Genomic DNA, 23,390 nt, shown 5'->3' with positions numbered 1-23,390 from the left:
TGATCGCCATGAAACGACTTATTCTTCTTAGTGCCAGCCTCCTGCTGCTGGCGGGCTGCGAAAGCCAGCTCGATCTGGCGCCCATCGGCAACCTCACCGAAGCGACGTATTACAAAACCACCGACGACGCCAAAGCGGCCATCGGGGCGTGTTATGCTCCCTTGCGCGGTATCGTCGATGCCATCGTGTTCATTGACCTGGTCACGACCGACGACGGCGTACCGTTCCTGACTGGCATTGCCGACCGACCGCTGCTGTGGCGCTATAACATTGCACCCAATAACGGCTTTGCTAACGTTTGGTCGGCCACGTATGCCGCCATCAACCGCACCAATACGGTCATTGATCGCGTGCCGGGTATTCCGATGGACGAGACGTTGAAGAATCGCTACGTGGCCGAAGCTAAATTTTTACGGGCGTTTCATTATCTCAACCTCGTTCGGCTGTACGGCGGGGTGCCGTTGGTGACGAAGGAAACGACCTCGCTCGAAAACCTGCAGGTCGAACGGGCGTCAGTGGAAGACGTGTACAGCCTCATCGAGGCAGATTTGAAGGAAGCCGAAACCGTATTGCCCCTTCGTTACACGGGTGCCGATGTAGGCCGGGCCACGCGCGGAGCTGCCAAAGGACTGCTGGCGAAGGTGTACCTGACCCGCGCCGGAACGGCCAAAGGCTCACCCTACTGGGCACAGGCTGCAACCAAAGCGAAAGAAGTAATGGATTCAGGCGTGTATGACCTGTGGGCTAACTACGCCGACGCCTTCACGATTGCTAACCGGGGTGGTAAGGAGTTCGTGTTCGAGCTTCAGTTCCTGACCGACGTGCGCGGACACGGCTGGGGCCGGGGCTACGGCGTCCGGGGGGCTTCGTTCTATCCCGGTGGAACGGGTTCCGGTATTGCGAGAGTTACGCCAAGCCTGTTCAACCTGTACCAGCCCGGCGACACCCGGAAGGCGGTGAACTTCATTACGTCATACGCCAGCGGCAACACCACCGTGAATCTGTCGCTGCTGGACCCTGACCCGGCCAAGGGTATCTATTTCCAGAAATTATGGGATCGCACGGCCAAAACGAACGGGGGCGAAGGCACGAGTTACCCGGTTATGCGCTACCCGGACATTCTGCTGATGTACGCCGAAGCCGCCAACGAAGCCAACGGCGGACCAACGGCCGAGGCCTTGGCCGCGCTGAACCGCGTACATACCCGCGCCGGACTACCCGCGCTGTCGGGGCTGAACTACGAGCAGTTTAAACAGGCTGTCTGGACGGAGCGCCGACTGGAATTCGTGTTTGAAAACCAGCGCCGGTTTGATCTGGTCCGGACCGGTCGGCTGCTTGATGCTGTAAAAGCCGAAACCAGTTTCGCCCGCAACCCGACCATCCAGCCATTCAACGTGCTGCTGCCAATTCCGCAGAGCGAAGTGGATGCAAACCCGAAACTGAAACAGAACGAGGGGTATTGACCCATACTCGTTTGCAAAACACTAGTCCATGCAAAACCGTAGAGATTTTCTAAAACTATCCTCTTTGACCGTAGCAGCCACCTCGGTCGCGCCGAAACTGACGTTCGCGGCTCCGAAGAAGGCCCCCGTTATCCTGCTGCGCTCATCCTGGAATGACCATAACATTGGCGATCAGGGCCACACGCCCGGCACGTTACGGCTGTTGGAGCGCTACGTTCCCGAAGCTGAAATTCTGCTCTGGCACGAAGAACCCCGACCCGAAACCGAGAAAATCATCACGAAGAATTTCCCCAAAGTCAAAATCGTGCGGGGTAGTTTCTACGATGGCGATAAACCGTTTGAAGGTGAACTGAAAGACGCCTTCGACCGGGCCAACCTCTACATCGTTAACTCGGGCATGGTGTATAATTACGGTCTGTTCGGCTACGACTGGCCCAGCGCCATGTCGCGCCTGACTCCGTTTTACTATTGCCTCGAACGGGGCGTGCCGTTCGGGTTATATGGGCAATCATTCGACAAGTTTGCCCACCCGTCGATGCCGGTGTTCAGGGATGTGTTCAGCCGGGCCGCTTTCATTTACACGCGGGATGACGAGTCGCGCAAGTTTCTGGTCGAAAACAAGTTTAAGCCGCAGGTGCTGGAGTTCGGGCCGGATGGCTGCTTCGGTATCGACGTGCGCGACGAAGAACGCGGTCGGGCGTATCTGAAGAAAGTGGGGCTGGAAGACCAGAAGTTTCTGGCGGTGGTTATCCGCACTAATACCAAGCACATTTACGACAAAGGCTCAGGAAGCGTTTTGAATCCGGCCAAGCCGACGCCCGAGCAGCAGGAGCAGGACCGGCAGCGATTAGGTAAAGTCCGCGAACTCATCACGACCTGGGTCCGCGAAACCGGCATGAAGGTGCTGCTGGCTCCCGAAGTAAGCAAGGAAGTGGCCCAGGCCAAAACTGGCGTCTACGACCAGTTACCCGCTGATATCCAATCTAAAGTAGTCTGCCGCGATACGTTCTGGAACGCCGACGAAGCCATGTCAGTCTACGCCCGCGCTCATTCCATGTTCGGTATTGAACCGCACTCGCTCATTATGGGCCTGGCGCTTGGCGTACCGGTGGTGCACGCCCGCGCCCTGTCGCACGGCAAAAAAGGCTGGATGTTCCGCGACATTGGCGTACCGGAATGGCTGTTCGACATCGATCAGGCATCGGCGAAAGATCTTACCGCTGAGGTGATGAAGATTCACCAGAATTATCCCCTGGCGAAAGAAAAAGCGCGCAAGGCGATGGCCTTCGTGACCGACCGGCAAAAGGCTGGCATGCAGGTGGTTCGCCGGAATGTGAACCTGACCAGTTAAGACGTCCTGCACAAAACGTATCAGCGCCTGTAAGTGCTTGGCGCGGTTTTTTTGTCCTGACAGTAGAGCCCCATCGCCCAAAAGTCCATCTGGTGCTTTTGGGCGATGCCGGGATTTACGAACTGCAACCCGAACGCCCAACTAACCGATGACAGCCCCGCTCTCCCGACGCGGGTTTGGGCAACAAGGTGGGTGTTCGCCTGTTCAATTTATTAGGACTTATCTGCTGCTCTAATACCATGAGAATTGGATTCCTGCTCCTGCTGTCGACTCTTTTAAACGTCAGCTATGTAATGAGCCAGACGTATAATGTGCTGGACTACGGAGCTGTTGCCGACGGAAAAACCAACTGCACAAAGGCCATTCAGAAAACCATTGACAAATGCGCGGAAACGGGCGGACTTGTCTATTTGCCTAAAGGTATCTTTCTAAGCGGAACCATCTTTTTGCGGAGCAACGTGACATTGCACCTTTCGCCGATGGCGGTGCTAAAAGGAAGTTCGTCTCCGCAGGACTACCCCAACATTTTCGATGATCTGTCACCTGGCGCACCCACCAAAATCCGCAACCCGGATACGCAGAAGCGGTGTCAGGTGGGCTTTGTCGTCGCCCAAAATGTGCACCACGTCGGTATCGAAGGGACGGGCACCATCGACGGAAGTGGCACCGAATGGACGGGAAGCCGCGTGAACGACGGACCCGGGCGGCCTAACTCCATCTTGTTCATCTACTGCAACGATGTGCTGATTAAAGACTTCACGCTCAAGAACTCCGTCAACTGGGCGCACTATTATCTGAAATGCAATCGGGTGAATATTAATCGGATTAAAATCAACAGCCTCGGGCTGATCAACAACGATGGGCTGGATATCGAGAGCAGCAACGTGAGCGTGTCGGACTGTATTATCGAGAGCGACGACGATGGTATCTGTCTTAAAAACAGCGATTACGAACCGATTGAGAATATCTCGATTACCAACTGCGTCGTCAAAACCAACTGCAACGGCATCAAGTTCGGAACCTCGTCGCTAGGTGGCTTTAAAAACGTGTCCATTTCGAACTGTGTCATTAGTAAAGTGACCGGAACCAACCATTGGAACTGGGACTGGGCCGGCAAGATGCCGGATATTGAACTGCCGGTTTCGGTGCTGGCCGGGCTGGCGCTCGAAGTGGTCGATGGTGGCGTAATGGAACATATTACCATCAACAACATTTCGATGCGGGATGTGCAGACGGCTATTTTCATCCACATCGGTAACCGGGCCCGGCGCGAAAAACCGACGGATTCGGTTCGCCCACCGGGTCAGTTGAAACACGTGCTGATCAGCAACGTAACGGCCATTAGCCACAGCAAAATCACCAATTCTATTTCGGGACAGCCGGGATACCCCGTGGAAAATGTTCTGCTCAGCAATATCCAGATTAACGGAATGGGTAAGGGGACAATTGAGGAAGCTAACCGGGCGGTGCCCGAAAAGCCTACCTCGTACCCGGAGCAGCGCATGTTTGGTTATTCGCTGCCCGCCCACGGCTTTTACGTGCGTCATGCCCGGAACATCACGTTCACCAACGTCGATTTTGATCTTCGTAACCCCGACCAGCGTCCGGCTTATGTGCTGGAAGACGTGAAAGATATCTTCATCAACGGGAAGAATAACGACCATTTTGGGGTAAAAGATGAACCCAAAAAAGCAGTATACACCGCCGAAATAAAATGACAAGTGCTATGCCCTGCCGGCTCTACCTCGTTTTCGCTTTCGTTTCCCTGCTCACAGCGGGTTATTCGCAATCCGTATCGCCACATCCCGTTCCCGAAGAGTTTGCTTCAGATTACTACGTTGTGACGGTAAACGGGCAATCCGTACCAGTTTTTCATGCGGGACTGAACGTCTACTTTGCCAGCTTCGAGTTCGTCGGAAATGCTTCCGTGGCCGTAACATCGAATGCCAATACGGACAAATATTCGGGACAAACATCCAATAAAGAGGCCGTCAAGATCGATGAGAAAGGGTACTGGCGGGGGATGCCTTCGTGCGCCCACTCTCGAAAAATTGCAAGCCCACGGTTAATGGTTCAACCGTCAGCTTTGCGATTTCCGACGCCGGGCAGTACTCCGTTGAACGAGCAGGAACCGGGCATTTCAAAGACGATGTATTGTTTCTTTTTGCCAACCGGCCTGATACCAGCGTACCCAACCTGACCGCTAAAAATGTAATCCACCTGAAAGCCGGTATTCATCATCGGAATATCGATCTGACCAGTGGACAAACGCTTTACCTGGATGCCGGGGCGGTTTTGTTTGGTGGTATCAATGTCTGGGACGCCAAAAACGTCAGCATTCTGGGGTGGGGTACAGTGGTGTATTACGGCCCGCAGTCGGAAACGCACGATGACGGCTGGAAGAATCAGAAGAACTGGCATCCGCTCACGACCCATAATGTACAGGGGTTAACGGTTCGGGGCGTGACGTTTGTTGGCCGCAGCCGCACCTGGTCATTGCAAACCCACACGACGTTCGACGCCGTATTCGACAATATCAAAATTCTGGCTGTTAACCCGCAAAACATCAACGGTGACGGTATCGACTGGTACGGCGGAGGGCGGACCAAAGTCCTCAACAGCTTTATCCGCTCGATGGACGACTGTTTTGCGTTTTTTACGCCCGGCAGCAGCCAGGACATGTGGGCCACCACTCGCAACACGGCGGGCGAAGTAAACGATATTTATATTGAGAACTGCGTTTTATGGAGTACGCTGGCAAATGTATTTCGCATCGGTTTCAATGGGCAAGCGCTGACAACCCGTACTATCACCATGCGCAACACTGATGTGATTCATATGAGTAAAGGCGAGTGGCATGCACCTTGGGCCTTGTTCTGCATGGTCAGCCCCAACAGCAAAGGTAAGGCGAGTCACCGTGACTACACGTTTGAAAACATCCGGTTTGAAGAGCCTATTGCCCTGTTCGGGCTGCAAAACCCCGAAGCTCAGTTTGAACGTATACTGCTGAAAAACATTACCATGCTGGGTGAGCCCGTGCCTTCCGTGGTAAGAAATACAACCCGTAATGTAACCTTCGACAACGTGATACTCAACGGGAAGCACGTGGGGTCAGAAGCCGATATTCCGCTGCGGGCAGGAAGCAGGCAGGTAGAGAACGCGACCTTCGGGCCAATCAGGTGAGCTTGGGGTAGTTTCCCGTCAGGGGTCTGCGTACTGTTTCAGGTAATGAGCTATAGCAACACGTGGCTTGATTAGGGTTTCTGGCCGAAAACGGGCCTTACATTCAGCAACACTAACGTATCAATCAATGACAGCATCGTTTTCACGACGCGACTTTCTGCAACAAGCCGCCACGCTGGCCGGACTGCTGGCTACAGCGCCCGGCTTTGGCCTGAACCGCACCGGCGGACCGGCCAAACCGTTACGACGGACCGCCAAAACCATACTGCTCCGGTCGTCGTGGCAAACGGTCAATATTGGCGATATTGGCCATACGCCCGGTGCCCTGCAGGTGTTTAAGGACTATTTACCCGCCGATACCAACATCATGCTGTGGCCGTCGAGCGTCGATAATGGTGTGGCTGAGTTGCTCAAAACGTACTTTCCCAGGTTGACCATCATCCAGGGAAAGCTCGATGAGCAGGGCAATCCCGCAACGCCCGAACTGAAAACGGCGTTTGAACAGGCCGACCTGTTTGTGCATGGGTCGGGGCCGAGTGTACTGGCCCAAAACCACGTCGAAGCCTGGCGGAAAGTAACCGGCAAACCCTACGGCATTTTTGGCGTAACAGTAGGCGGAGAACTCAACGACCAGTTGATGGACCTGCTCAACGGAGCCGCGTTTGTGTACCTGCGCGACACCGTTTCGCTCAAACTCCTGCAGGATAAAGGCGTCAAAGCACCCGTGCTGGCGTTCGGGCCGGATGCTACGTTTGCCATTCCGTTTCGGAACAAAGCCAAAGCTGATGCCTACCTGAAATCGGTGGGGCTGAAGCCAAAAGAATTCATCTGCGCCATTCCCCGGCTGCGCTACACGCCCTATTTCCAGATTCATAACCGCGAGGCTACCGAGGCCGAGCAGAAACGGCACGCTATTGCCGAACAGTTCAAAGAGCCCGATCACGCCAAATTGCGCGAAGCCATTGTTACGTGGGTTCGTAAAACAGGCCTTAAAGTACTGGCCTGCCCCGAGATGACGTACGAGATTCCGCTGGCCAAAGAACAACTGGTCGATCCGCTGCCGGAGGACGTCAGGAAAAACGTGGTCTGGCGCGATACGTACTGGCTGCCGGATGAGGCTACGTCGGTCTACGAACAGGCCAGGGCGCTTGTCAGTATGGAGATGCACTCGCCCATCATGGCGTTTCAGGTCAATACGCCCGCCCTGTTGATCCGTCAGCCAACCGATACCAGCAAAGGCCAGATGTGGCGGGATGTGGGTTTGAACGACTGGATTCTCGAAGTGGACAGTACCACCGGCCCGCAGATAGCCGACCGGCTCCTGGAGGTGCACCAGAACTACCCGGCTGCCCTGAAAAAACTGGCCACCGCCCGCGACTTTGTCCGGAACCGCCTGCAGGATATGGCCAAATCCGTCGAAAAAGCCGGTTAGTTAGCTCCACCTTATTCATGAATCAGCTCCCGGCAATAGAAGAGGTTGCCGGGAGCGATGCTGCGTTCATCCCGACTTCTGAGGGATACTTCGACAATGGGCTAGCTGCCCGGTCGTTAATTTGGCTACAAAAACCACTAATCTGGCTACGTCTCCGTGTCGGCTATGAAAGACCTTTGTCCTGACCAAAGCAGAACACCGTCATGATATTAGTAACCGGAGCCACCGGCCGACTTGGTACCGCAGTCATCAACCAGCTACTGCAAGACGTACCGGCCAACCAGATTGCCGCCTTCGTGCGGGACGAAACCAAAGCCACCAGCCTGATCGAACAGGGCGTGGTCATACGCGTCGGTAGCTATGATGACCCAGATGCCCTCAACAGTGCCATGCAGGGTATTAAGACGGTCCTCCTGATTGCGGGTACGGACGAAGAAAATCGGGTTAGACAACATCAGCTCGTCGTGGATGTTGCCCGAAATGCGAGGGTTCAACGGATTGCCTACACGAGCCGGGCGCTGAAAGACCCTTCTACACTGGTCAATCAGCTGATGAAAGGCCACTTTCAGACCGAAGACTACATCAAAGCAAGTGGGCTGGCCTATACGCTGTTTCAAAACATCCTGTATATGGATGCCATTCCCCAGTTTGTGGGTGGTGAATCCGTTTTCGAGCACGGTATCCACGTACCAGCCGGCCGGGGAAAGGTTGCTCTGGCTCTGCGAAGCGAGATGGGAGAAGCCATTGCGAAGGCCCTGCTCAGGGATGATACGGGCAACCTGACGTACCGCTTAACCGGCAGCGCATCTTACTCCTTTTATGACGTAGCCGCTGCCCTAACCGATCTATCCGGCAAGTCGGTGACTTACACCCCAGCGGAGCCGGGCATGTTTGAGGAGCAGCTAATCCGACGCGGTTTACCCGAGGTCACGGCCCGACGAATCACCGGGTTCATCACCGACATTGCCAATGGTCAGGAAGACAGCATAAGCCCAGATCTGGAAAAGCTGCTGGGCCGAAAGCCAACGGCACTCAAAGAAGGGTTGATTTCGTTGTATAATTTGTAATTCCTATTGGCTGGGTTTTCTCCAGAATAAACCCAGCCAAAAACCCGTCGCCGTATGCCAGCCGAGCCGCTTCACCGAATCGACACCATAGCCGCCTATCATCAGTTTGCCGGTCTTCCAAAACCAGCCCACCCGCTCATTAGCGTGGTCCGGTTCGACGACATCAGACCACGGCGAACTGACGGAACGAAGAGCTTTGTCAATAATTTTTATTCAATCGCGCTGAAACGGAATTTCAATGGCCGGATGAAATATGGGCAGCAGGAGTACGATTTCAACGAAGGGGTGATGGTCTTTCTGGCGCCCGGTCAGGTACTTACTGTTTCGGCTGATGAGTCCCACGAGCATACGGGTTGGCTGCTAATGATTCACCCCGACTTTTTATGGCATACTCCCCTCGCCAAGGGGATTCGGCAGCACGACTATTTTGACTATTCGGTTCGTGAGGCCCTGTTTTTGTCAGAAACGGAAGAGTCAACAATCGTTGGCCTTATCCAGCAGATTCAGCGGGAATACCAGGCACCCATCGACAAGTTCAGCCAGAACATCATCATCGCTCAGCTCGACGTGCTGCTCAATTATGCCGACCGGTTTTACCAGCGGCAGTTCATCACCCGCCGGATCACCAACCACAAATTGCTGGACCGCTTCGAGGAAGTACTGGAGGCTTATCTGGTCAGTGACGAACTGCTGAAAACCGGGCCGCCCACAGTAGGGTATATGGCCGACCAGCTCAACCTGTCTCCTACGTACCTGAGCAGTCTGCTGAAAACACTGACCGGGCTCAACACCCAGCAGCATATTCACGAGAAGCTTCTTGACAAAGCCAAAGAAATGCTGTCTACCACTACGTTATCGGTCAGCGAGATTGCGTATAGGCTGGGGTTTGGGCATCCCCAGTCGTTCAGCAAATTGTTCAGGAGCAAGACCAACATTGCCCCGCTGGCATTTCGCCATTCTTTTAATTGAGGTAGCCGCCAAAAAGGGTAATCCATCAAGTACAGCTTGGTAACGTCGTCGTTTCTATACGGCTCGCTTACACCAAACAATAAAGGCTAACCAGTTGATTTTGAGCAATTCTAGCTCTAATCCTGATTAACCTCTGTTGTAAAATTGCGATCCCATTTAAAGCTTTTTTCTAATTGATAATCAACTTATTACATTCACTTTTCAAGCAAGGGGACGGATTGCCAAATAGAAATAACTTTTCGCTACGTGGGGGACGGTTGCCCCATTGCCGGGTGTATCTTTGTCCTGAATCAAGTGCCTTAGCGGGCAACTTGGTTTGGTCAGAACCGGGCGGGTGCGGGGTCGCCCCTGCGATTCCCTCGGTTCACATAGGCCGGGTGGGTGGTTCCCCCGGCCTTTTTCGTTGTATGTGCGAAGCTCAAAGTAGGCCTGCCGCCACAGTATCTTACATGAACGTGTATACTGTGAGTGTTCAAAATAACGCTCGATCTACTTGACAGACGTTAAGCTTTGTAAGTTACAGATTCCAGTGCTACATTGGTATATTGCTAACATATAAGAGATTATACAACAGTTTTCAACCCAAGACGAAGATGTGATAGCACTATCTACTCGTACCCTATATGTCGCTAAAGAAGTGGTCTATTTATCTTTTTTCGATTCTTTTAGGAATCTTACTGCTTTGGATTACCTATAAATTAAGTGAAGATTATGACGAGCAAGCCTACATTCAACAACACAGCCCACGGGTTAAAATGCCTGTAGTGAAAAGAATCAAAGGCTGGGGTACCGTCAGATATCCGAACAAGGTCTATGTTAGCCACCAGGGTAAGAGCTATATTTTAGAGTTTTCAAACCAGTATTTTAGAAAAACGGCTAAATTAGATAGTATCCTCGTCCATTATGACCCAACACGAGACAGAGCTGTCCAGGTAGATGGTAAGTTGACCAAACCCTATGTGCTGCTGCTACTATTGGGTCTAGTTAGTCTTGCAATAGTTATCGGTACTGTTATTGATTTACGTCGGCAACTAACAAAAACAATAGTTGCTTAACATATTCGCACTTATACAACAGTCAACATCCATGAAAATACTAGCTATTATCTTGAGTCTCTTTACAGCTTTAGGTTGTTCTAGAAGTCCTGACGACAAGTTTACAAACGAGAGTAAGGTCAATGAAAATTACATATCGATTGAAAAGCTTGTTACTCAACCTCAGCCGGAAACCTTCACAATCGAATTTATCAAAGTAGATGAAGTCGATGAACTTCAAAATCTGATTTATGGTGAGACTGTAGTCAGCTGCCTAAACACTGAAGTGAAAATGGACAAGCCTTATGTCATCGCTAAGGGGGTCCCTTTTCATGTTTCCTCTTGGAAGGGTCATGTCTATAATGGGACAACTAAGGTGATGAAGATATATTTCTTGTGAAATGAGCAGCAACAGTTTCTGAGTAAAGTCCCTTTACATAAGTCTAGTTATGCAACGGGTCTGGGAGAAGTGCAAAATTGCTGCTAGTCAGAATCTTGTACATTTCCCAGACCCGTTTTATAACTCATCTTATGTTATGAGAAGAAATTAAGAATTTAGTCGCTCTGGTTTAGAAGTTGATTCTAAAATATCTTAATAGTGCTGACAAGCCTATTAAGAGCCAGCATGGGAAAAGGATGATCAGAAAATCCACCACGTAATGGCTATTAATAGGCTTGTATCTACCCTTTATTAATCTCTTATACCTCTTTGTTTTGATGAAATAGCTAAATAATCCATAAAAAATAAAGCCCTGTAAGATTAACCCCATTAAGACAAAAATGAATGTGTCTATTCGAAAAGCAGGTAGATGAAGTATTCTTTTAGCGAAGCTCACACATGCTACTTGTACGCACAATAGCACAATCATCATCAAAGTAAGGGCACTATTTACCGGATCAGCACTCTTAACTTTACGTAGATACTGATAGCAGAAGTAAAAGCTGAAATCAAGTATTTCAGTCATTCAACAGTATTCAGAAATGTTGTATAAGTGCGAATATGTTAACCTACATCTAATGTAGCCCACGCGGTCCAATCCTACAAGCCTCGTATGTTCAGAAAACGATCGGTCGAGGGAATACCTTACGTTGAATAAGACTTACCGTATTCATTACTCCTAATTCTCATCTTGAATAGGATAATCAACCAAATTATAGAATGCCTTCTTCGTTTGTGTAAAACTTAATTCAGTATAATATAGTTGTAACATACATCATAAAAATACAATATAGCGGTCTTGATTCTTTCCAGTGAGGTATGATTGAGGTAGACGACCAAATTAGCAAACACAATATAGTAAGGGCTACGGCTCATACACGCTATCTGTTTCCCTTTTTTGCCCACTATGTTCAGACCGGGTTCCCCTCCCCGACTGATAACTACATTGAGAAGGTTTGCGACCTCAACGAGCTTTGCATCACCAATCCTGAGGCTACTTACTTTGTTCGGGTTGGCTCGGATAGTATGATTGGCGACCGAATTGAGCGGGGCGACGTATTGGTTGTCGATTGCTCACGCGAACCGGTTGAGGGCAAAATAGTAGTGGTCTGGCTCAACAGTGTCCATGCCGTTAAACGTATCCACTATGCCGGTGAACTGGTGGGGAGGGGCGGTCTGACTGGGCGTCTTTCAACAAGGCCTGGGTGGACTTGTCGGTAATGGTTTTCATTGGTCTGACTTGGTTTGGTCACTACCAAGTGACAATAAATATCAATACGAGGGGACGGATTTTGTTTATTTTCCCGTATTTATTTTGATTAAGTACGATAAACAAAAAATGGCTAATCAGTTGATTTCGAGCAATTCTAGCTCTAATCCTGATTAGCCTCTATTGTAAAATTGTGATCCCGTTTGGATTCGAACCAAAGACCGTCTGCTTAGCTTACCACTACAGCTTTCGCTGCTGCACAAGTACACTATAACTGTACATTTGTGGTCTGGACTATATCTTCACCATATCTGTCAAGACGTAGGTGGTTGCCGTATAGTCTCTACACCTTTCTCCTGTCGTCAGGAGACTTGGCTCGGTATTATCATTAACCCGTCGACCCACCAATGAAAAAATGCACCCGGTGCGGCATACACAAACCCTTACACGACTTCTATGCATCGAAGACGCATAGTCAGGGGGTCATGTGCTATTGTAAACAATGCTTTAATCGGAAAGCAATCCAGCGATGGATCGATCGAAAATGTAAAGCGATTGCCTACAAAGGTGGTGCCTGTCACGATTGTCGTTTATCCTTGTCAGACAGCCACTACTCCGTTTTTGAGTTTCACCACCTAACCCCTTCTCAGAAAGACCACGATTGGACAAAACTTCGTCTGGTATCGTGGAAAACAATCGTACAGGAATTAGATAAATGTGTACTCCTTTGCGCAAATTGCCATCGAATCAGGCACTCCAGGTCAGAAGACTTCACCGAATTTGACAACATCCCATAAGTGGTTTCCCCTCTTATGGCTCCTCACTTAAAGGCAGATGCTCTATCCAACTGAGCTACGGGACCTAATAAAAAAGGTTTACGGTTTTTGGCTACTACGTTTACAGTGACTGTACTGAAAACCGTAAACCTTAAAACTGTAAACCTTTTTATCGTCGGGGTGGCAGGATTCGAACCTGCGACCACCTGGTCCCAAACCAGGTACGCTAACCGGACTGCGCTACACCCCGAATGTCTTGCCTGCGGAGAGAGAGGGATTCGAACCCTCGGTACCGTTACCAGTACGACAGTTTAGCAAACTGTTCCTTTCGGCCTCTCAGGCATCTCTCCATGAGAAATCGGCACTTGCTGTGCGATTGGGACACAAATATAGAGGGATTTACCGTTTACAACAAAACCTAATCCGCAAAATCTTTTCAAAATCGCTAATTTCGCCTTTTTCCGAACGGACTGATGAAGCCGAACCAGGTTAGAATCAGCCGGATACTCCGTTGTAATGAACTGGCTATATTCCTTTTCGGCCACTGAATATTGGTTCATTGGTTTATTTATCGGGCTCTATGCGCTCTACATCCGACGCACCTTCCGGGTAGCCCGGCAGCTCAATACGTCGGCCTGGGGCGTTATTCCCAAATTTTTTCTGCGCAGCACGTACCTGGCCCTAATGCTGCTGGCACTGCAGGGCCCTTTGTTCGGCGAAGGGGAACGCAACGTGGCTACGGTGGGCCGGGATGTGTACCTGCTGGTCGACGTGTCACGCTCCATGGACGCTACCGACGTAGTACCGACCCGGCTCGAACGGGTGAAATACGACATTCAGCAATTAAGCGATACGCTCCCCTCCGATCGCTTCGGGCTCATCCTTACCGCATCCGAATCGTTTGTCCTGTCGCCCCTTACGGCCGATCACGAAGCGTTTAAACGACTGGCTCAGGACGTACGTACCAGTGCACCCGCCCGGGGCGGCACCGATCTTTGCAACGCCCTGGAACTGGCCCGCCAGAAACTCCTGACCGACCCCAGTACGCGCCAGAGCACCAAAGCCATTGTCCTGTTCAGCGACGGCGAAAATTTCGGCCCCTGCGACCGCGCCGGGCTGGCCCGGCTCCGAACCTTCGGCCTTCCGCTCATTACGGTCGGAATCGGTACCGAGTCGGGGGCGTCGATCCGGGAAGGGCGCGATTTTGTCCGCGACGACCAGCGGCAGATTGTCCGCACCCGACTCAACCGGGCGTTTCTGCAAAGTCTGGCCAGCGACGGCCGGGGTCAGTATTTTGAAGCCGACGCCGAGGGCCGGTACGTGAATGATCTGGCGTCAACGCTGCGTTCGCTGCCGGGCCGGACAATTGATCAGAACCGGGTACTCATTGCCACCAACAAATATTATTACTTCCTGCTGGCCGCCCTGGGGTTACTGGCGTTTGATCTACTCGTTATCATCCGGACGTTTTGGCTGTAAGGCAGACTTTTTTGAACTTTCGTCTTACTTTTGGCCCTCAGTACGTTCATAGACTATGATTTACCTCTTCATTGCCCTTTGGTTATGGTGGGAAGAGCCGCTTTTGCTGAATCAGATTTCGCTTAACAACCAGGCTCGCCAGGAAGCGGAAGCGGCTTACAAAGCAGGCGACTATGTGCGTGCGCTCAACCGCTATGCGTACCTGAGCCGACTGACGACGACCATTGATCCGGCGGTTCGGCTCAACCTGGGCCATACGTATTTTCATCTGGGTCGGTATAGTAAAGCCAGGCCGCAATACGAAAACCTGCTGCGCTCCGACCGCCCCGACCTGCGAACTGTGGCCGCTACGCAACTGGGGGTTATTGCCTGCCTGCGCCGGGATAGCGCCACCGCCCTGTCGCTCTTCCGGCAGGCGTTGCTGGAAGATCCCGATAATGAACCCGCGCGGTACAATTTTGAGTTAGTTAAACAGCGGTATTCGGACAAGCTGCCGGCTCCCAACCCCCGAACGAAATCATCGACCAAACAACCCCAACAGGTCAATAAACCCAAACCGATGGGTGGTCAGCTGGTCGAGCGGTCGAATCGGCAGGACGATCTGCTGCGCCGGTTTAGGCAGTTAAACCTTACTGAAGAGCAGGCGCTGCAACTGCTGAATGCCATGCAGGCCGATGACCTGCCGTATCCGCTGCTACGGTCGGCCCGGGGTTCCGAATCGGGAACCGCAGCCACCGGCAACCGCTGGTAAGTATCAACAACTAAAAACCAACATGAACGAAGTAGTCATTATTTCAGCCGTCCGGACGCCCATTGGTAGTTTCGGCGGTGCCTTATCGACGTTGTCAGCAACGGACCTGGGGGCGGCAGCCATTAAAGGTGCGCTGGCCCGCGCGGGTGTGCAGCCCGATCAGGTACAGGAAGTTTACATGGGCAACGTAGTCTCGGCCAACCTGGGTCAGGCACCCGCCAAGCAGGCGGCCCTAAAAGCCGGCCTACCCGCCAGCGTGCCGTGCACGACCATCAACAAAGTCTGCGCATCGGGCACCAAAGCCATTATGCTGGCTGCCCAGTCGATCCAGCTGGGTCTGGCCGATGTTATCGTAGCGGGTGGCATGGAAAGCATGTCCAATACGCCCTACTACGTCCCGAAAGCCCGGTTTGGCTATAAATACGGTAACGCCGAACTCGTTGATGGGCTGGCCCGCGATGGGCTGGTTGATGCCTACGATCAATGTGCCATGGGTGTATTTGCCGATCAGACCGCGAAACACTACGGCATCAGCCGCGAAGCGCAGGACGCCTACACGGTGCAGTCGTACCGCCGGACCGAAGCCAGTACGCAGAGCGAGCAGTTCAAAGCGGAGATCGTCCCGGTTGAGGTAACGGGTCGGAAAGGCAGCGTCACGGTTGCTGAAGACGAAGAATTCAGGAACGTAATTTACGATAAGATCCCGACGCTCAAGCCGGCCTTTACGCCCGATGGGACGGTAACGCCCGCGAGTTCGTCGCCGATCAGCGACGGGGCTTCGGCGCTGGTAGTGATGAGCCGCCGGAAGGCCGATGAGCTGGGTCTGAAACCGCTGGCCCGGATTCTGGCCTACGCTGATGCAGAGCAGGAGCCGCAGTGGTTCACGACCGCCCCGACCAAGGCCGTACCGCTGGCCCTGGAGCGGGCAGGCCTTAAACCCGACGATATCGATTTCTACGAGGTAAACGAAGCGTTTGCCGTGGTACCCCTGGCCTTCAGCGAAGTCGTGGGCGTACCGCAGGAGAAACTGAACGTATTCGGGGGGGCGGTTTCCATTGGCCATCCGCTGGGCGCATCGGGTGCACGGATCGTAACCACCCTGACGAACGTCCTTCAGCAGAACGGAGGCCGCTACGGTGCCGTTGGTATCTGCAACGGGGGCGGGGGTGCCTCGGCGCTGGTGCTGGAGAAACTATAAGTACGTTACACGTCGGGGCCTGGCAACTACCAGGCCCCAACGTATAACCACAATTAATCATTTGATGACGACTACGACTAACGCCATTCACGAAACCAATTTTCAGTTCGACGGGCAGTTGAGCTTCTACCGCGGCAAAGTGCGCGATGTGTACGCCTTTCCAGACCGGCTGGTGATGATCGCCACCGATCGCATTTCGGCCTTTGACGTCGTGCTGCCCCGGCCAATTCCGTACAAAGGCCAGGTGCTGAACCAGACGGCGGCCTACTTCCTGCGGGCCACGGCCGATCTGGTTCCGAACTGGCTGGTCGACGTACCGGACCCGAACGTCAGCGTCGGGCTGAAGTGCGAACCCTATGCGGTCGAGATGGTGGTACGGGGGTATCTGGCCGGCCACGCCTGGCGGCAGTACCGCGATGGACACCGAACCCTCTGCGGAGTCCCTCTGCCCGATGGCCTGCGCGAGAACGATCGGCTGCCCCACCCCATCATCACCCCGACCACCAAAGCCCACGAGGGTCACGACGAGGATATCAGCCGGGAGGAGATCATTAGTCGCGGTATTGTGCGCGAAGCGGAATACCGCCAGTTGGAGCAGTACGCCCTGGCCCTTTTCCAGCGGGGCACGGAGATGGCCGCCGGGCGAGGGTTGATTCTGGTCGACACCAAGTACGAGTTTGGTAAACTCGACGACCGGATTTACCTCATCGATGAAGTCCATACGCCCGACTCATCGCGGTACTTTTACGCCGACACGTATACCGAAAACTTACTGGCCGGACAGCCGCAGAAACAATTGTCCAAAGAGTTTGTTAGGGAATGGCTGATTGCAAATAATTTTCAGGGGAAGACCGGTCAGACGGTGCCCGAGATGAGCGACGAGTGGGTAAACCAGATTACGAAGCGCTACGTTGAACTGTTTGAAACCGTTACGGGTCAGCCTTTTGCGCCGGCGCCGGGTGCCGACCCGCTGAATCGCATCGAAAGCGCCGTCCGGCAAGCCCTCACGACCGCGTAACAACCGGGACAATGCGGCCGTGAATCGGTTTTACATTGTAGGTTATTCGTTTTACTTTTAGGCCCGGAACCTTTTTGCAACGCATGAATTACACGATTGAAAAGAATGAGCAATATGCCCTGATTCGCCTGACGGAGAGCGAGTTCGGGGGCGACGTACCCACAGATTTTGAAGCACTGAGCCGCAGCCTTTTTCGGGAGGGTTACAGCAACATTATCGTTGACATGGCCCCCATCCAGACAGTGGACAATGCGGGTATTATGGCGATCCGCAAGATTAACCGGCAGTGTGTCAACGAAGTAGGATTGCTTGTTCTGGTCACGAAAAACGACGAATTGATAGAAACCCTGGATACGGCCAACATCAGCGACCTGACCATTCTGCCAACGGTTGAGGAAGCTATTGACGCCGTGTTTATGAACGAACTGGAAAACGATTTCCGCAGCGAGGACGACGATGAGTATGAGGGAGGGGTCAGCAGCGGCCGGGACACCGATTTCTAGCGTAAACCACGGCCAGCCGGACCCTGCCGGACGGACTTCGGTTCATTCCTTCGCGCTCACGATTCTGGGCGCGGGTTCAGCTACGCCCACGCTGGGCCGTCACCCGACGGCCCAGCTCCTGACGGTCGGCAACGAGTATATGCTGATCGACTGTGGCGAAGGCACCCAGTTTCGACTGATTGAACAGAAGATACGACCCAGCCGTCTTCGCTATATTTTCATCAGCCACCTCCACGGCGATCATTATTTCGGCCTGCCTCCGCTCCTGTCGACGCTGAACCTGTCGGGCCGTACGGAAGACCTGTACCTGTTCGGGCCACGTGGTCTGGACGAGGTCCTGACGACCATGTTCCGGGTGTCTGATTCGCGCCTGGGCTACCCGCTCCATTTCCAGCCGGTCGACCCCATACAACCGTCGATGCTGCTGGATCATCCGCACCTGACGGTTGAATCAATTCCACTCGAACACCGCATCGACTGCACGGGCTACCTGTTTCAGGAGAAACCCCACAAACTCCGGCTGCTGCGGGAACGGCTGCCCGACGACGTACCGGTGCCGTATCTGAAAAAGCTGAAAGAAGGCTTCGACATTCTGGACGAAACCGGGCAGGTGCTGTACGCAGCCGCCGAGTTTACCGAGGCAGGTCCGCCGGCCCGGTCCTACGCCTACTGCTCCGATACGCGGTACAACGAACTGCTGATTCCTCAGCTACAGGGCGTGGATTTGCTGTATCACGAAGCTACCTTCCTGGAAGACAACGCCCAGCGGGCAACCGAGGTATTTCACTCCACGGCGCAGCAGGCGGCTACCATTGCGGCCAAAGCCGGAGCAGGGCGGCTGATGATTGGCCATTTTTCGTCCCGCTACAAACGATTCGACTCGTTTCTGCTTGAGGCCAGAGCCGTTTTCCCGGAAACGTATCTGGCAGCCGAAGGCGAAACACTCGAAATAAATAAATGGGCGCATTAACTTTGCACCCACCCGAACCTCACCACCATGTTTTTGTTCCGATTAGGCTTTCTCGACGTAGGCTGGCTCGATATCCTCGACATCCTGCTGGTTGCTGTCTTAATTTATCAGATTTATAACCTGCTCCGGGGCAGCGTGGCCAGTCGGGTGTTTATCGGGTATCTGCTGGTGTATCTGCTGTACCTGGTCGTTAAAGCACTGGGCCTGAACCTGCTGACAACCATTCTGGAGTACTTTATCAGTGTGGGTGCGCTCGCGCTGATTATCATTTTTCAGCAGGAAATCCGGCGGTTCCTGCTGCTGATTGGCAAATCGACAAACGTTGTCAACAACCGGTTGATGCGTCGGTGGCTGCTTCGGCAACCTTACTTACCCGAGTCCGTTACGCCCCTCAAACCCATCGTCGACGCCTGCAAGACCCTCAGTGCCGAGTTTTCGGGAGGGCTGATTGCGATTGAACGAAATGATGATCTGGATAAATACATACAAACGGGCGAACTGATCAACGCCAACCTGTCGAAACAGCTCCTGCTGTCGATTTTCAGCCAGTACAGCCCGCTGCACGACGGGGCCGTTATCATCAGCAACGGACGCATTCTGGCGGCCCGCTGCATCCTCCCTGTATCCGACGACGACGTACTGCCACCGGCGCTGGGTTTTCGGCACCGGGCCGCTTTGGGTATGTGCGAAGCCACCGACGCGGCTGTGATTGCCGTATCAGAAGAAACCGGTCGGCTTGCCCTGGCGATCAACGGCGAGTTGTCGACCAACCTGAGTCTGCCCGAGCTGGAGAGCCGCCTGGATACGTACCTGAACGAACCGGGACTTAAACCACTCGGCAACATTACGTCCTGAGTAACTCCCCGAAACCATTACCTGCCTGGGTCGTTAGGTGTCCATACTACAACGATCCATGAAAACCAATCTCTTCGCTACGGCGCTTACTCTCGCGCTACTCATGGGCTGGGCCTGGGCTCACGCTCAGGTCCGGCTCGACCTAGAATCGGGTCTTGTTCTTGGCACAAACTACAACAAGGTACGGATACCCAACCAGGGAGGGACAACGTTCAATCTGGCCGAGGACTTGTCGGTGAAGCCGAAAGTTTTCTACCGCATTCGGCTTGGGTACACCATTGCAGACCGGCATACGATTTCAGCGCTGTATGCTCCCCTCACCGTTCGGTACGAAGGCGCGTTTCCGCAGCCGGTCAATTACAACAATGTCGTTTTCCCCGCCGATCGGGCCACCACGGCTTATTACACCTTCAATTCGTACCGGCTGACGTACCGCTACGATTTTGTACGGCGTGAACGCTGGCGCGTCGGCGCGGGATTGACCGCCAAAATACGGGATGCCAACGTCCGGCTGGTGAGCGAAAACCGGGATACCGGCTACGACAACGTGGGGTTCGTGCCGCTCCTTAATGTATATGCAGCCTACCGGCCTACGGAGCAGTGGACGATTCTGGTCGAGGGGGATGCGCTGGGTTCCCGATTCGGGCGGGCGGAAGACATATTTGCGGGGCTGGCGTATCAGCTTAGTCCAGCAGTTGGCCTGAAAGCCGGCTACCGGGTTGTCGAAGGCGGGGCCGACGTCGATGATGTGTACAACTTCACCTGGATCAACTACGCATCCGTAGGGTTGTTGGTTAACTTTTAGAGGAGGAAAGGAGGAGGGAGGAAAGGAGGAAGGATTTATTGCTTATCCCTTTCCTCCTTTCCTCCCTCCTCCTTTTCTCCCCTTGTTTAATATTCCAGCATGCCTGGCAGGGCTTTGGCCTGCTCAACAAAATCCGCGATCTGCTCCATAGATGGCGGGCGCTGGGTGAATTGCCGGACGTTATTGATCTCAATCAGTTTAGCGTGCAGGTTTTCGGGCGAACGCCGGGCCAGTTCTTTTACGGTATCGACACCCGCTTCTTCCAATAAGTCGCTGTAGACACGACCAACCCCTTTGATCCGGGCCAGATCGGCCCGATTCGCCAATTCCAGAATCATCGTAGCATTGATCCCGGCAGCCGAAGCCAGCTCCTTGCGGCCATGTGGGGTTTTGGCCGCTTCCAGTAGGGCGTTGCTGTCGCCGAGACCCTGCGCTTTCAATGCGTTTAGAACAGCATCCGTAATACCACGCAGTTCTCCGAGAGTAAGACTCATAATTTAAAGGTTTTAGGTAAGCACATGCGAAACGGCTTGACCTTCAAGCCGCTATCTATTCGCTAGTTTAGCGATTATTATATTTCCTTCTGATGTCGTTGATTAAAAATTTTTTCTGCGCTGTAAAGCTCTCCGGGTGCATCTGGCTAAACTCGGCCTGCCATTCGGCGTAACGCGCCGGCTCACCCGCCCGAAACTGATCAGGATTTATCTTCTTCTGCGTCAGGTATTCGTCAAAAGTCATACGTACTTACTCTGCCGTTTTAGCAGGTTTATTTCGCTTCTATTCGCCTTCATACATGAATAAATACCCAGGCCATGCAGAAATCGGCAAGTTCAGGACAAAATGGCTGATTAATCGTGGCGTACACATGAAGGCATTGTACTGGAACAGATGTTGGCGCGCCTTCCCTATCCAGATAAACAACACTAGGTATGGAAACTCAATTCGTGACATTTGCCGACACCTCATCGCAGGCCGGTGGTATGGGTGATCAGGACCCAATCCTGCTGGATGCGTATTCGAATACGGTCGTAAATGTAGCCAAAAAAGTGAGCCCCTCGGTGGTTCAGATTAAGGTCAGCGGCCAAACGACCGACAACAATCAGCCCAGTTCCCGGCGTCGGCCAGGTCGGGGCGACGGGGGCGGTTCCGGCTCCGGGTTCATTATTTCGACGGACGGGTACGTCATTACCAACAACCACGTCGTGGCCGGAGCTACCAAAATTGACGTGACGGTACCCGAACGCAACGACGAACCCAGCCGGGAGTACGATGCTACGCTGATCGGCCGCGACCCCGCCACCGATATTGCCGTCTTGAAGATTTACGGCGAGGGCCTGAAAGCCATCAAATTTGCCGACTCCAAACAAACGCAGGTCGGGCAGATTGCCATTGCCATCGGCAACCCATATGGGTTTCAATATTCGCTGACGGCCGGGGTGGTCAGCGCCCTTGGCCGGACGTTACGTTCCGAATCGGGCCGCCTGATCGACGACGTAATTCAGACCGATGCTGCCCTGAACCCCGGTAACTCAGGCGGACCACTGGTTAACTCAAACGGCGATGTGATTGGGGTGAACACGGCGGTGATCCTGCCGGCCCAGGGCATTTGTTTCGCGGTTTCGTCGAATCTGGCCGCGCTGGTGGCCGGAAAGCTCATCATGCACGGGCGCGTTCGGCGGGGCTACCTCGGCATCGCCGGCCAGTTGATTAACCTGACCGAGCGCATCCGGCAATACAACCAGCTCAGCGCCCGCACGGGGGTTGTTGTCGCCAGCGTGGAAGCCGACGGCGTAGCAGAAAACAGTGAGCTGCAGCCGGGCGACATCATCGTTCGCTTCAACGAGCAACCCGTGGCGACCGTCGATGACCTGCACCGCCTGCTGACCGAAGAAACGATTGGCCGTCGGATTCAGCTCACCCTCCTGCGCGACAACCGGCAGCGGGGGGTTATGGTCACGCCGGGCGAGTTAAAATAAAGCGTAAAACGTATGTTTACCACGAAAGGACCTGGGGCTGCCCGGGTCCTTTTTTTATGAACATAGCTAAGTTTTAGTCTCCGCTCATAACATTCTGTTCACATTGTGAGTAATGTGTCTGCTAGTATGAATCATCATATAGCGACCACAGTTTACTTTTTTACACTATTTCATTTACACGTATGAAAAAACTCCTTCTTTCCATTTGTCTGCTCGGCGCCCTGTCGGCTACAGCCCAGGAATACAAGCCGTTTAAAGTGAATGCATCGATCGGCTTTGCAAAACCGTTGTCACCCGGCGTAGACGGGGGCTTTCTGCTCGCCATTGAACCAAAGTACGGGGTCACCGACCACTTCGATCTGGGTTTGCGCCTGGAATCGGCCTGGGTGGCGCGGGGTGTTCAGGTGAACGGCAGCACAACCACCGGCGATGTGGGCGCATTCAGTTCAGTACTGGTGACGGGTAACTACCTGTTCGGCGAAAGCAAGGTCCGTCCTTTCCTGGGTGCCGGCGTTGGTCTGTTCGTTGTCGGCGCTGCCGGTACGGTAGTAATCACCGATGGTCAGAACAATAACCAGAACGTTGAATTCGTGAACGACACAAAGTTTGGCGGGATGATTCGCGGGGGTGTGAAAGTAGGGCATTTTGTAGCAGCCGTTGAATACAACGCAGCCCCAACGACCGACAACCGGCTGGGCAACACGACGGTCACAAGCGAGAATTCATACCTGGGCGTAAAGGTAGGCTTTGATATTGGCGGAGGCCGCCGGTAGGTTTTCTCCGGCCAATTCAAGGCTTAGTTTATTGACGTATTGTTTTCCCTAAGGAGTCGATGCAGTTCATCTAGTCTGCATCGACTTTTTTTATGCAATAGCCTCTGAATCTTATCCAAATGCTACCGGATAATCAAT

21 protein-coding genes, 2 tRNA genes and 1 pseudogene are annotated in these 23,390 nt (G+C 53.2%); 20 read left to right on the top strand and 4 right to left on the bottom strand.

Features of this window, described 5'->3' with window-relative positions:
• The first annotated feature begins 8 nt into the window (after window positions 1–8).
• The 10 genes and pseudogenes from DYU11_RS17350 to DYU11_RS17295 form a co-directional block, all read left to right on the top strand.
• A complete protein-coding gene (locus tag DYU11_RS17350; RefSeq protein WP_119668981.1) occupies window positions 9–1,463 on the top strand; it encodes a RagB/SusD family nutrient uptake outer membrane protein in 1,455 nt (484 codons plus the stop codon).
• A 28-nt stretch (window positions 1,464–1,491) separates the two neighbouring features.
• Window positions 1,492–2,814: a polysaccharide pyruvyl transferase family protein gene (locus DYU11_RS17345; RefSeq protein WP_119668980.1), complete on the top strand. Its 1,323-nt coding sequence runs from the start codon at window positions 1,492–1,494 to the stop codon at window positions 2,812–2,814.
• A 239-nt stretch (window positions 2,815–3,053) separates the two neighbouring features.
• Window positions 3,054–4,532: a glycoside hydrolase family 28 protein gene (locus DYU11_RS17340; RefSeq protein ID WP_119668979.1), complete on the top strand. Its 1,479-nt coding sequence runs from the start codon at window positions 3,054–3,056 to the stop codon at window positions 4,530–4,532.
• 313 nt (window positions 4,533–4,845) lie between these two features.
• Complete coding sequence (locus DYU11_RS17330) at window positions 4,846–5,997, top strand: glycoside hydrolase family protein (RefSeq protein WP_147367956.1); 1,152 nt, start codon at window positions 4,846–4,848, stop codon at window positions 5,995–5,997.
• Between the two features lie 127 nt (window positions 5,998–6,124).
• Entirely contained in the window at window positions 6,125–7,429 is a 1,305-nt protein-coding gene (locus DYU11_RS17325; RefSeq protein ID WP_119668976.1) for a polysaccharide pyruvyl transferase family protein, read from the top strand.
• Window positions 7,430–7,632: 203 nt separating this feature from the next.
• Window positions 7,633–8,496, top strand: coding sequence for an SDR family oxidoreductase (locus tag DYU11_RS17320; RefSeq protein ID WP_119668975.1), 864 nt, complete (start codon window positions 7,633–7,635; stop codon window positions 8,494–8,496).
• Between the two features lie 54 nt (window positions 8,497–8,550).
• Window positions 8,551–9,465, top strand: coding sequence for a helix-turn-helix domain-containing protein (locus DYU11_RS17315; RefSeq protein ID WP_119668974.1), 915 nt, complete (start codon window positions 8,551–8,553; stop codon window positions 9,463–9,465).
• Window positions 9,466–10,088: 623 nt separating this feature from the next.
• Window positions 10,089–10,520 (top strand): hypothetical protein, encoded by a 432-nt coding sequence (locus tag DYU11_RS17310; RefSeq protein ID WP_119668973.1) that lies wholly within the window; start codon window positions 10,089–10,091, stop codon window positions 10,518–10,520.
• A gap of 31 nt (window positions 10,521–10,551) precedes the next feature.
• The gene (locus DYU11_RS17305) at window positions 10,552–10,899 is read left to right on the top strand and encodes a hypothetical protein (protein ID WP_119668972.1); all 348 of its coding nucleotides are present in this window, start codon (window positions 10,552–10,554) and stop codon (window positions 10,897–10,899) included.
• An 858-nt stretch (window positions 10,900–11,757) separates the two neighbouring features.
• A pseudogene (locus tag DYU11_RS17295) lies at window positions 11,758–12,024 on the top strand (S24 family peptidase); the annotation flags it as partial.
• Window positions 12,025–13,099: 1,075 nt separating this feature from the next.
• Here the strand turns inward: DYU11_RS17295 and DYU11_RS17290 are convergent.
• Both DYU11_RS17290 and DYU11_RS17285 read right to left on the bottom strand, forming a co-directional pair.
• Window positions 13,100–13,174 (bottom strand) — tRNA-Pro (locus DYU11_RS17290).
• 13 nt (window positions 13,175–13,187) lie between these two features.
• Window positions 13,188–13,274: transfer RNA gene (locus DYU11_RS17285), tRNA-Ser, on the bottom strand.
• 166 nt (window positions 13,275–13,440) lie between these two features.
• Between DYU11_RS17285 and DYU11_RS17280 the strand changes: the two genes are divergently transcribed.
• From DYU11_RS17280 to DYU11_RS17245, 8 genes are all read left to right on the top strand, one after another.
• Window positions 13,441–14,403 carry a vWA domain-containing protein gene (locus DYU11_RS17280; RefSeq protein WP_119668969.1) on the top strand — a complete coding sequence of 321 codons (963 nt, stop codon included), beginning with the start codon at window positions 13,441–13,443 and terminating at the stop codon, window positions 14,401–14,403.
• Window positions 14,404–14,458: 55 nt separating this feature from the next.
• Window positions 14,459–15,154, top strand: a complete 696-nt coding sequence (locus tag DYU11_RS17275; RefSeq protein ID WP_119668968.1) for a tetratricopeptide repeat protein — start codon at window positions 14,459–14,461, stop codon at window positions 15,152–15,154.
• 22 nt (window positions 15,155–15,176) lie between these two features.
• Window positions 15,177–16,352: an acetyl-CoA C-acyltransferase gene (locus DYU11_RS17270; RefSeq protein ID WP_119668967.1), complete on the top strand. Its 1,176-nt coding sequence runs from the start codon at window positions 15,177–15,179 to the stop codon at window positions 16,350–16,352.
• Window positions 16,353–16,416: 64 nt separating this feature from the next.
• On the top strand, window positions 16,417–17,370 hold the full coding sequence (locus DYU11_RS17265; RefSeq protein ID WP_119668966.1) for a phosphoribosylaminoimidazolesuccinocarboxamide synthase: 954 nt from the start codon (window positions 16,417–16,419) through the stop codon (window positions 17,368–17,370).
• Between the two features lie 83 nt (window positions 17,371–17,453).
• Window positions 17,454–17,873, top strand: a complete 420-nt coding sequence (locus DYU11_RS17260) for an STAS domain-containing protein (RefSeq protein WP_119668965.1) — start codon at window positions 17,454–17,456, stop codon at window positions 17,871–17,873.
• A complete protein-coding gene (locus DYU11_RS17255; RefSeq protein ID WP_119668964.1) occupies window positions 17,827–18,843 on the top strand; it encodes a ribonuclease Z in 1,017 nt (338 codons plus the stop codon). Before DYU11_RS17260 ends, DYU11_RS17255 begins: the two co-directional genes overlap by 47 nt.
• A 27-nt stretch (window positions 18,844–18,870) precedes the next feature.
• On the top strand, window positions 18,871–19,698 hold the full coding sequence (gene cdaA, locus DYU11_RS17250) for a diadenylate cyclase CdaA (RefSeq protein ID WP_119668963.1): 828 nt from the start codon (window positions 18,871–18,873) through the stop codon (window positions 19,696–19,698).
• 58 nt (window positions 19,699–19,756) lie between these two features.
• Complete coding sequence (locus tag DYU11_RS17245; protein WP_119668962.1) at window positions 19,757–20,503, top strand: porin family protein; 747 nt, start codon at window positions 19,757–19,759, stop codon at window positions 20,501–20,503.
• Between the two features lie 86 nt (window positions 20,504–20,589).
• On the opposite strand, the gene DYU11_RS17240 is transcribed toward DYU11_RS17245, so the two are convergent.
• Together DYU11_RS17240 and DYU11_RS33485 are read right to left on the bottom strand one after the other, a co-directional pair.
• Window positions 20,590–20,997, bottom strand: coding sequence for a DUF4332 domain-containing protein (locus DYU11_RS17240; RefSeq protein ID WP_119668961.1), 408 nt, complete (start codon window positions 20,995–20,997; stop codon window positions 20,590–20,592).
• 67 nt (window positions 20,998–21,064) lie between these two features.
• On the bottom strand, window positions 21,065–21,241 hold the full coding sequence (locus DYU11_RS33485; protein ID WP_199736738.1) for a hypothetical protein: 177 nt from the start codon (window positions 21,239–21,241) through the stop codon (window positions 21,065–21,067).
• 191 nt (window positions 21,242–21,432) lie between these two features.
• Here DYU11_RS33485 and DYU11_RS17235 point away from each other — a divergent pair, with 191 nt between their 5' ends.
• A complete protein-coding gene (locus DYU11_RS17235) occupies window positions 21,433–22,479 on the top strand; it encodes a S1C family serine protease (protein WP_119668960.1) in 1,047 nt (348 codons plus the stop codon).
• Between the two features lie 182 nt (window positions 22,480–22,661).
• Window positions 22,662–23,252 (top strand): outer membrane beta-barrel protein, encoded by a 591-nt coding sequence (locus DYU11_RS17230; protein ID WP_119668959.1) that lies wholly within the window; start codon window positions 22,662–22,664, stop codon window positions 23,250–23,252.
• The last annotated feature ends 138 nt before the right edge of the window (window positions 23,253–23,390 follow it).

Source organism: Fibrisoma montanum, from assembly GCF_003583365.1.
GTDB classification, from domain to species: domain Bacteria; phylum Bacteroidota; class Bacteroidia; order Cytophagales; family Spirosomataceae; genus Fibrisoma; species Fibrisoma montanum.
This window is presented reverse-complemented; position numbering and strand designations above follow the sequence as displayed.